Genomic DNA, 9,269 nt, shown 5'->3' with positions numbered 1-9,269 from the left:
CTAGTCCGTCCGCAGCACGTAGCCGACGCCGCGCACCGTGTGGACCAGGCGGGGTTCGCCGCCCGCCTCCGTCTTGCGGCGCAGGTACATCACGTACACGTCGAGGGTGTTGGACGACGGCTCGAAGTCGAAGCCCCAGACGTCGCGGAGGATCGCGGCGCGGCTGAGGACCTGGCGGGGGCGGGTCAGGAAGAGCTTCAGCAGGGTGAACTCGGTCTTGGTGAGGTCGAGTCGGCGGCCGGAGCGGGTGACCTGGCGGGTGAGGGTGTCCAGGGTCATGTCCCCGAAGGCCAGCCGCGCGCCCGGCTCCGGGCGGGCCGGGGCCTGCCAGGGGGACGGCGTGACGACGGGCGGCGCGGCGGCGGCGGTGCGGCCGCGGCGCAGCAGCGCGCGGACGCGGGCGAGCAGTTCCTCGCCCGCGTACGGCTTGACCAGGTAGTCGTCGGCGCCGTTGTCGAGGCCGACGATGCGGTCGCCGACCGAGTCCCGCCCGGTGACCATCATGATCGGCACGGTGCGTCCTGAGGCCCGGACGCGGCGGGTGACGGCCAGCCCGTCCAGGCCGGGCAGCACCACGTCGAGCAGCACCAGGTCGGGCGGCTCCGCCTCGATGCGCCGCAGCGCCTCGACGCCGTCCCCCGCGGTGTCGACCTCGTAGTCCTCGAAGCGCAGGGCTCTGCCGATGGCTTCGCGCACCGAAGGCTCGTCGTCCACGACCAGGATCCGGGAAGTCTCGTGCATGGGCTCAAACCTGGTGCCCGAGGCTGTGCGCCCGCTGGGTCCGGCGTGTCCGGGGGCTGAGAAGGTCAGGCGTCGAGTTCGGGCGGGGCGGTCGGGGCGCCGGGGAGTCGGAGCCAGGCGACGGTGCCGCCGCCCGGTGCGGGCCGCAGCCCCACCTGGCCGCCGCAACTCTGGACGGTACGGGCGACGATGGACAGCCCGAGCCCGGAGCCGGGCAGGCTGCGGGCGGACGGGGAGCGCCAGAACCGCTCGAAGACGTGCGGGAGTTCATCGTCCGGAATGCCGGGGCCATGGTCCCGCACCGTCAGCTCGCCTCCTCTGAGCGCGACATCGACGACACCACCCGAAGGGCTGAACTTCACGGCGTTGTCGAGGAGGTTGACCAGCGCCCGTTCCAGGGTCGCCGCCTCGCCGCGTACGTACCAGGGCTCGATCGAGGCGTCGAGGGTCAGCCCGGTGCCCCGCAGCCGGGCGCGCTCCAGGGCGGTGTTCGCGATCTCGTGCAGCGCGACCACCTGGAGCGGTCCGGCGCCGGGCAGCGCGTCGGGCCGGGACAGCTCCTGGAGGTCGCCGATGAGCGCGGCCAGTTCGGTCATCTGCGCCTTGACGCTGCTCATGAGCGCCTTGCGGTCCTCCGGCGGCAGGGCGCGGCCGGTCTCGTCGCTGCGGGCGAGGAGTTCGACGTTGGTGCGGAGCGAGGTGAGCGGGGTGCGCAGCTCGTGCCCGGCGTCGGCGATCAGCTGCTGCTGGCGGTCGCGGGAGGAGGCGAGGGCGGCGGTCATGGCGTTGAACGACCGGGACAGCCGGGCGATCTCGTCGTCGCCCTCGGCGGGGATGCGGACGGCCAGGTCCTCGGTGCGGGCCACGTGCTCGACGGCATGGGTCAGCCGGTCCACCGGCTTCAGCCCGGTGCGGGCGATCCACAGCCCGGCCGCCCCGGCGCCGAGGACGCCGATGCCCGTGACGAGGGCGAGGACGAGCGTGAGCGTGTTCAGCGGGTCCTGGACCTCGCTGAGCGGGCGGCTCATGGAGACGGCGATGCCGCGCGGCAGCGGGCTGTCGGGGCCGCCGGACGGCCGGTAGGTGTAGACCCGCATGTCGCGGCCGTCGTCGGCGGTCGCGTCGTGCAGCGCGGTGGGCTGCTGCCCGGTGGCGACCGCCACGTCCGCGGCGCTCACCGGCAGCTCCGCCGCCCCGGGCTGGGTGCAGCGGCTGCCGTCGGGCAGCACGATCTGCACGGAGTACGAGCCGAGGGCGCGCGGGGTGTGGCCGTCGGCGCCGTCGGGGTTCTGGCAGGCGTCCAGGATGCTCACCACGTTGCGCTCGTCGACCTTGACGCTGCGCAGCGACGAGTCGAGCTGGGCGCTGAGCTGTTCGCGGACGATCAGCCAGCACGCGAACGCCGACACCGCGACCGCGACCGCCACCGCCACCGCGGTCAGCAGGGCCAGCCGCGAACGCAGCGGGAGTCCGCGGAACCTCACGACGGTTCGCCGTCCGCCGACCGCAGGACGTACCCCACGCCGCGCACCGTGTGGACGAGCCGCGGCTCCCCGGCCGCCTCCGTCTTGCGGCGCAGATACATCACGTACACGTCCAGCGAGTTGGACGACGGTTCGAAGTCGAAGCCCCATACGGCCTTCAGGATCTGCTCGCGGGTGAGGACCTGGCGCGGATGCGCGAGGAACATCTCCAGCAGGGTGAACTCGGTGCGGGTCAGCTCCACGCGCCGCCCGCCCCGGGTGACCTCGCGGGTCGTCAGGTCCATGCGCAGGTCGCCGAAGGACATGGAGTCGTCGTCGGCGACCGGCGCGCCCGCCGCGGCCGCGTACGAGCTGCGGCGCAGCAGGGCGCGGATGCGGGCCAGCAGCTCGTCCAGCTCGAACGGCTTGACGAGGTAGTCGTCCGCGCCCGCGTCGAGGCCGGTGACCCGGTCGCCGACCGTGTCGCGTGCGGTGAGCATCAGGACGGGCACGGTCACCCCGGTGGCGCGCAGCCGCCGGGCGGCGGTGAGCCCGTCCATGCGGGGCATCAGCACGTCGAGCACGATCAGCTCCGGGTCATAGGTACCGGTCTTCTCCAGGGCGTCCAGCCCGTCGACGGCGGTCTCGGTCGCGTAGCCCTCGAAGGCGAGGCTGCGCTGAAGCGCCTCGCGGACGGCCGGCTCGTCGTCGACGATCAGGATGCGGGCGGGCTGATCGCCGTGGTCGGCGGGGCTCATGGATCGGTTTCCTCACGGTGGGCGGGGCGGGGAGCGATGCTGTCAGCCTCGCACGACCAGCCGCTTCCGGGGCGGCTCAGCTGTTGCTGCCGCTGCCGCTGCCGCTGCCGCCGTCGCGCAGGGCGGAGAGGTCGGCCTTGACGGTGTTGACCGGGATCGAGAAGCCGAGCCCGATGCTGCCCGCGCTGCTGCTCTGGCCGGAGCCGGACGCCGGGGCGTACATCGCGGAGTTGATCCCGATGATCTGGCCCTTCATGTTGATCAGCGCGCCGCCGGAGTTGCCGGGGTTGAGCGAGGCGTCGGTCTGGATGGCCTTGTACGTGGTCGTCGACTGGCCGACGTCGCCGTTGTAGCGGCCGCCGCCGAACTCGAACGGCCACTGACCGCCGCCGTCCTGCTGCTGCCCCTGGTTCTCGTCCGTGGAGACGGTGACGTCGCGGTTGAGCGCGGAGACGATGCCGCTGGTCACGGTGCCGGTCAGCCCCTCGGGCGAGCCGATGGCCACGACCTGGTCGCCGACCTTGACCTGACTGGAGTCGCCGAGCGAAGCGGCCTTGAGTCCGCTGGCGCCCCGCACCTTGATCAGGGCCAGGTCCTTGCCGCTGTCGGTGCCGACGACGGACGCGCTCTTCGAGCTGCCGTCGCTGAACGTCACCTTGATCGAATCGGCGCCGGAGACGACGTGGTTGTTGGTGATGACCTCGCCGCCGCTGGTGACGATCACGCCGGAACCGGTGGACTCGCCGTCCGTGGACGTCGCGCTGATCTCCACGATGCTGGGGCTCACGGCCGCCGCCACCGCGGACACGCCGTTGCCGCTGCTGGCGGAGTTGGCGTTGACGACGGGGGTCGAGACGGCCGTGTCGCCCCTGTCGGCTGCCTGGCCGACCAGGGTCGCCGTACCGCCGCCCACCAGCGCCGAGACCACCGCCACCGCGGCGATCAGCCCGGCCGACCGGGAGAGCCGCCGCTTGCGGCGGCCACCGCCGGGGTGCGGTATCCCCGTGGTGTCGCCACCGCCGGTGCCGCCCGCGCCACCGATGCCGCCGTGGCCGCCGGTTCCGCCGCCCGGCCACACGGTGACCCCGGAGGGGGTGGTCACCGGCGTCTGCGGCTCATGAGTGGGCGGAGGCGGGTAGGCCGCCGCGTCACCATACGCGTAGGGATAGGGCTCGTGATCGCCGCTACGGCGTTGGCTGTCGGTCATGTCTATGACTGTGCGGCGGAAATATGAGAGCCAGCTGAGGGACCGCTGAGAACCAGGGCAGAAGTCGGTATGCCCGGTATAAGGAACGGCCGGCAGGGCTTACGAACAGCCGCAGGAGCGCCGCACCACCAGCGCGCACGGGAACTGCCGCACCCGCTCCCGGCGCGAGAGCGCCAGCCGCGGCCCGTCGTCCAGCACCAGGTCGACCGCCGCGCGCGCCATCGCGGGCCGGTCGGAGCCGACCGTGGTCAGCGGCGGGTCGGTCAGACCCGCCTCCTTGACGTCGTCGAAGCCCGCGACCGCCAGCTCACCGGGGACGTCGATGCGCAGCTCGCGCGCCGCCCGCAGCACCCCGAACGCCTGGTCGTCGGTGGCGCAGAAGATCGCCGGGGGCCGGTCGGGACCGGCCAGCAGGCCGAGGGCGACCTGGTAGGCGTCGTACCGGTTGTACGGGGCCTGGAACAGCCGCCCCTCCGTGGACCGCCCGGCCTCCCGCATCGCCCGGCGCCACCCCTCGACGTGGTCGGTCACCGGGTCGCCGACGGTCGGGGTTATCTCGGTGCCGCCGAGGCAGGCCACATAGTCGTGGCCGTGCTCCAGCAGATGGCGCACCGCGAGCTGGGCGCCGCCGATGTCGTCCAGCACCACGGCCACGTCGTCGATCGCCTCGGGCCGCTCGTGCAGCAGCACCACCCGGGCGTCCCACGCCTCGATCTCCGCGGCGGCGTTCTCGCTGGGGCCCTGGCTGATGAGGATCAGCCCGGACACCCGCATCCCGAGGAAGGCGCGCAGATAGTGCACCTCGCGCTCGTCCAGGTAGTCGGAGTTGCCGACCAGCACCATCTTGCCGCGCTCGGCGGCGGCCTGTTCGACGGCGTGCGCCATCTCGGCGAAGAACGGCTGGCGGGCGTCCGGGACGATCAGCCCTATGAGGTCGGTCCGCCGGCTCGCCATCGCCTGGGCGACCCGGTCGGGCCGGTAGCCCAGCTCCTTGATCGCGGCGAGTACCCGCTCGCGCGTGGCCGGGGCGACCGGCCTGGGTCCGTTATTGATGACGTAACTGACGACCGCGGTCGAGGTTCCCGCCAGCCTTGCCACATCATCACGCGTCACCTTGGCCACGCGCGAAGTCTACGCGGGTCCAGCTAGGTCTTGACCGGTCGTGCGGGCCCCGCTTCCGGCGCGGACCGCGCACCGTCGCCGGACGGACCGGAGCCGGTCCCCCGGGACGCCTTCCGGGCCCGGTCCTCGGCGGCGGCCCGCTCGGCCCGCTCGACCTTCTCCGGGGTGACGAAGCGGTAGCCGACGTTGCGGACGGTCCCGATCAGCGACTCGTGCTCCGGGCCCAGCTTGGCCCGCAGCCGCCGTACGTGGACGTCGACCGTGCGGGTGCCGCCGAAGTAGTCGTAGCCCCAGACCTCCTGGAGCAGCTGCGCCCGGGTGAAGACCCGCCCCGGGTGCTGGGCGAGGTACTTCAGCAGCTCGAACTCCTTGAAGGTGAGGTCGAGCACGCGTCCCTTGAGCTTGGCGCTGTAGGTGGCCTCGTCGACCGACAGATCACCGTTGCGGATCTCCATCGGGCTGTCGTCGGTGGTGATCTGCTGGCGGCCCATGGCCAGCCGCAGCCGGGCCTCGACCTCGGCCGGGCCCGCGGTGTCCAGCAGCACGTCGTCGATGCCCCAGTCGGCGGTGACGGCGGCGAGCCCGCCCTCGGTCACCACCAGGACCAGCGGACAGCCGGGGCCGGTCGACCGCAGCAGCTGGCACAGGCTGCGCACCTGCGGCAGATCGCGGCGGCCGTCGATCAGGATGACGTCGGCTCCGGGGGTGTCCACCAGGGCCGGGCCCTCCGCGGGGGCGACCCGCACGCTGTGCAGCAGCAGGCCGAGGGCGGGGAGCACCTCCGTCGAGGGCTGGAGTGCGTTGGTCAGCAGCAGGAGGGAACTCATCGTCCACCACCCGCCCCGGCCGTGATCGTGATGTTGTGCACGCTTCGCTCGCCCATTGCCTCGGTTTCCTCCTCGGTCCCTTGCGAGAGGGGCACCTCCCGGGCCTCACCCGGGGGAGTCTGCGGCTACTGCTTCGTACGGTCTGCTCGCACTCCCCGGGGCAAACGCGCGTCTCAGCGCTCATACGCGCGCGGTGCCCCTGAAAGCACAAAAGGACCCGGGGGCGACATTGCCCGGATCCTTCACCCAGCAGAATAACCCACATGACACCCGGTGGAGAGGCTGAATCTGCTCGCCGTTTCCTTCCCCCGGCCGCCACGGGCGCTCGGAGAGCCACGCTGCTCACCGACGACGGGGTCCCGATCGAGACCCGTTACGAGCCTTCCCTGGCGGGCGGCGGGCTATCCGCGCGGGCCCCTGTGATCGTGGTCGCTCACGGTTTCACCGGCTCCCTGGAGCGGCCCGCGCTGCGCCGGGTGGCGTCGGCCTTCACCCAGCACACGGCCGTGATCACGTTCTCGTTCCGGGGCCACGGCCGGTCCGGCGGGCGGTCCACCGTCGGGGACCGGGAGGTCCTCGACCTGGCGGCCGCGGTGCGCTGGGCCCGGAGCCTGGGCCACCGGCGGGTGATCACGGTCGGCTTCTCGATGGGCGGCTCGGTGGTGCTCCGCCATGCGGCGCTGACCGCTCAGAACAGGCAGAACGAGCAGAACGAGCAGAACAAGCCAGACCCGGACCAGGAGCGCGAGGGGCGCACAGGGGCGCACACCGCCGAAGCCGACGCCGTGGTCGCGGTGAGCGCCCCCGCGCGCTGGTACTACCGGGGGACGGCCCCGATGCGCCGCGTCCACTGGGCGGTCACCCGGCCGACGGGCCGCCTGGTCTCCCGCTACGGGCTGCGCACCCGGATCGACGCCCGCGGCTGGCGGACGGAACCGCTGCCCCCGGTGGCGGCGGTCCCGCTGATCGCGCCGACACCGCTGCTGATCGTGCACGGCGACCGGGACCCGTACTTCCCGCTGGACCATCCGCGGATGCTGATGGCGGCGGCGGACCGGGCGTCCGCCCAGCTGTGGATCGAGCCGGGCTTCGGCCACGCGGAGACGGCGGCCCCGGCGGAGCTGCTGGACCGGATCGCGGGCTGGGCCCTGGCCTCCCTCTGACCCGGTCCACGGCCGCTAGTCCGGCTCGGCCACCGGCTCCGCGAACTGGGCCGCGTACAGCCGTGCGTACGCGCCACCGGCCGCCACCAGGGAGTCATGGCTGCCCTGCTCCACGATCCGGCCCGACTCCATCACCAGGATCACGTCCGCGTCCCGGATCGTGGACAGCCGGTGCGCGATCACGAAGCTGGTGCGGCCGGTGCGCAGCGAGGCCATGGCGTGCTGGATCAGGACCTCGGTGCGGGTGTCGACGGAGCTGGTCGCCTCGTCCAGCACCAGGATCGACGGCCCGGAGAGGAAGGCGCGGGCGATGGTGATCAGCTGCTTCTCGCCGACGCTGACGTTCGCGCCCTCCTCGTCGATCACCGTGTCGTAGCCGTCCGGCAGGGTGCGTACGAAGCGGTCCACATGGGTGGCCTTCGCCGCCTCCACGATCGCCTCGTGGGACGCGCCCTCCGACCCGTACGCGATGTTGTCCGCGATCGTGCCGCCGAACAGCCAGGTGTCCTGGAGGACCATGCCGATGTGGGAGCGCAGCTCCTCGCGCGGCATGGTCGCGGTGTCGACGCCGTCGAGCGTGATGCGGCCGCCGCTGACCTCGTAGAACCGCATCAGCAGATTGACCAGGGTGGTCTTCCCCGCGCCGGTCGGGCCGACGATGGCCACGGTCTGGCCGGGGCTCACCGACAGCGAAAGACCCTCGATGAGGGGCGTCTCGGGCTGGTAGCGGAAGGCGACGTCCTCGAACTCGACCTGGCCGAGCACGGTCCGCGGCCCGACCGGCCCCTCCGGGTCCGGGCTCTGCTCCTCCGCGTCCAGCAGCTCGAAGACCCGCTCGGCGGAGGCGACGCCGGACTGGACCATGTTGGCCATGGACGCCACCTGGGTGAGCGGCTGGCTGAACTGCCGGGAGTACTGGACGAACGCCTGCACATCGCCGATCGACAGCGCCCCGCTCGCCACCCGCAGCCCGCCGACCACGGCGACCAGCACATAGTTGAGGTTGCCGATGAACGTCATCGCGGGCTGGATGAGCCCGGAGATGAACTGGGCGCGGAAGCCCGCCGCGTACAGCTTCTCGTTCTGCGCCCGGAACACCTCGGCGGACTCCCGCTCCCGCCCGAAGACCTTCACCAGCGAGTGGCCGGTGTACATCTCCTCGATGTGGGCGTTGAGCCGGCCCGTGGTCTTCCACTGCTCGACGAACTGGGGCTGGGCGCGCTTGCCGACGCGCGTCGCGACCAGCACCGAAACCGGCACGGTGACCAGCGCCACCAGCGCGAGCAGCGGCGAGATCCAGAACATCATGGCCAGCACGCCGACGAGGGTCAGCAGCGAGGCCATGATCTGGCTGAGGGTCTGCTGGAGCGTCTGCTGGATGTTGTCGATGTCGTTGGTGGTCCGCGACAGCACCTCGCCGCGCGACTGCTTGTCGAAGTACGACAGCGGCAGCCGCGCCAGCTTGTGTTCGACGTCCTCGCGCAGCCGGAAGACCGCGCGCTGGACGACGGTCGTGGCCACCCGCGCCTGGATCAGGTTGAGCAGCGAGGCCACGACGTACAGGCCCAGCGCCCACAGCAGGACGGAGCCCACGGCGCCGAAGTCGATGCCCTGGCCTGGCGTCACGTTCATCGAGGCGACCATGTCGGCCACGGTGCCCTGGCCGCTGTCGCGCAGATGCTGGACGGCCTCGGCCTTGGTGGCGCCCTCGGGGAGCTGCCGCCCGATGATGCCCGCGAAGATCAGGTCGGTGGCGTGGCCGAGCACCTTGGGCCCCAGCACCGTCAGCGCGATGCTGACCGTGCACAGGGCCAGCACGGCGAACGCGATGCCGCGCTCGGGGCGCAGGGCTCCCAGCAGACGGCGTCCTGAGCCGCGGAAGTCCATGGACCGCTCGACGGGCTGGCCGCCCATGAAGCGGCCGGGACCGGCGGCGGGCGCGGGGCCCCTGCGGGGTGCCGGGGTACTCATACGCTGCCCTTCGGTCG

Annotated in this window: 8 protein-coding genes; 1 reads left to right on the top strand and 7 read right to left on the bottom strand. The window is 72.4% G+C overall.

What is annotated here, in order from left to right:
- The 6 genes from ACH4TL_RS42390 to ACH4TL_RS42365 form a co-directional block, all read right to left on the bottom strand.
- Positions 1-741, bottom strand: a complete 741-nt coding sequence (locus ACH4TL_RS42390; protein ID WP_398329637.1) for a response regulator transcription factor — start codon at positions 739-741, stop codon at positions 1-3.
- A gap of 65 nt (positions 742-806) precedes the next feature.
- Positions 807-2,225, bottom strand: a complete 1,419-nt coding sequence (locus ACH4TL_RS42385) for a sensor histidine kinase (RefSeq protein WP_398329640.1) — start codon at positions 2,223-2,225, stop codon at positions 807-809.
- Complete coding sequence (locus ACH4TL_RS42380) at positions 2,222-2,962, bottom strand: response regulator transcription factor (RefSeq protein ID WP_398329643.1); 741 nt, start codon at positions 2,960-2,962, stop codon at positions 2,222-2,224. Before ACH4TL_RS42380 ends, ACH4TL_RS42385 begins: the two co-directional genes overlap by 4 nt.
- A 76-nt stretch (positions 2,963-3,038) precedes the next feature.
- Positions 3,039-4,169 carry a S1C family serine protease gene (locus tag ACH4TL_RS42375; RefSeq protein WP_398329646.1) on the bottom strand — a complete coding sequence of 377 codons (1,131 nt, stop codon included), beginning with the start codon at positions 4,167-4,169 and terminating at the stop codon, positions 3,039-3,041.
- A gap of 99 nt (positions 4,170-4,268) precedes the next feature.
- The gene (locus ACH4TL_RS42370; protein ID WP_398329649.1) at positions 4,269-5,291 is read right to left on the bottom strand and encodes a LacI family DNA-binding transcriptional regulator; all 1,023 of its coding nucleotides are present in this window, start codon (positions 5,289-5,291) and stop codon (positions 4,269-4,271) included.
- A gap of 23 nt (positions 5,292-5,314) precedes the next feature.
- Entirely contained in the window at positions 5,315-6,118 is an 804-nt protein-coding gene (locus ACH4TL_RS42365; RefSeq protein ID WP_398329652.1) for a response regulator transcription factor, read from the bottom strand.
- 263 nt (positions 6,119-6,381) lie between these two features.
- On the opposite strand from ACH4TL_RS42365, the gene ACH4TL_RS42360 reads away from it, so the two are divergent.
- Complete coding sequence (locus tag ACH4TL_RS42360; RefSeq protein ID WP_398329655.1) at positions 6,382-7,281, top strand: alpha/beta hydrolase; 900 nt, start codon at positions 6,382-6,384, stop codon at positions 7,279-7,281.
- Positions 7,282-7,296: 15 nt separating this feature from the next.
- Here ACH4TL_RS42360 and ACH4TL_RS42355 read toward each other — a convergent pair whose 3' ends face one another.
- Positions 7,297-9,252: an ABC transporter ATP-binding protein gene (locus ACH4TL_RS42355; RefSeq protein WP_398329658.1), complete on the bottom strand. Its 1,956-nt coding sequence runs from the start codon at positions 9,250-9,252 to the stop codon at positions 7,297-7,299.
- Between the last annotated feature and the right edge of the window lie 17 nt (positions 9,253-9,269).

The organism is Streptomyces sp. NPDC021115 (assembly GCF_044333065.1).
In the GTDB taxonomy this organism is placed as follows: Bacteria; Actinomycetota; Actinomycetes; order Streptomycetales; family Streptomycetaceae; genus Streptomyces.
This window is presented reverse-complemented; position numbering and strand designations above follow the sequence as displayed.

Bases quoted from the DNA above. Each gene is read 5' to 3' on its own strand.
- ACH4TL_RS42390 (WP_398329637.1), bottom strand. From the start codon at position 741: ATGCACGAGACTTCCCGGATCCTGGTCGTGGACGACGAGCCTTCGGTG.
- ACH4TL_RS42380 (WP_398329643.1), bottom strand. From the start codon at position 2,962: ATGAGCCCCGCCGACCACGGCGATCAGCCCGCCCGCATCCTGATCGTC.
- ACH4TL_RS42375 (WP_398329646.1), bottom strand. From the start codon at position 4,169: ATGACCGACAGCCAACGCCGTAGCGGCGATCACGAGCCCTATCCCTAC.
- ACH4TL_RS42365 (WP_398329652.1), bottom strand. From the start codon at position 6,118: ATGAGTTCCCTCCTGCTGCTGACCAACGCACTCCAGCCCTCGACGGAG.
- ACH4TL_RS42360 (WP_398329655.1), top strand. From the start codon at position 6,382: ATGACACCCGGTGGAGAGGCTGAATCTGCTCGCCGTTTCCTTCCCCCG.
- ACH4TL_RS42355 (WP_398329658.1), bottom strand. From the start codon at position 9,252: ATGAGTACCCCGGCACCCCGCAGGGGCCCCGCGCCCGCCGCCGGTCCC.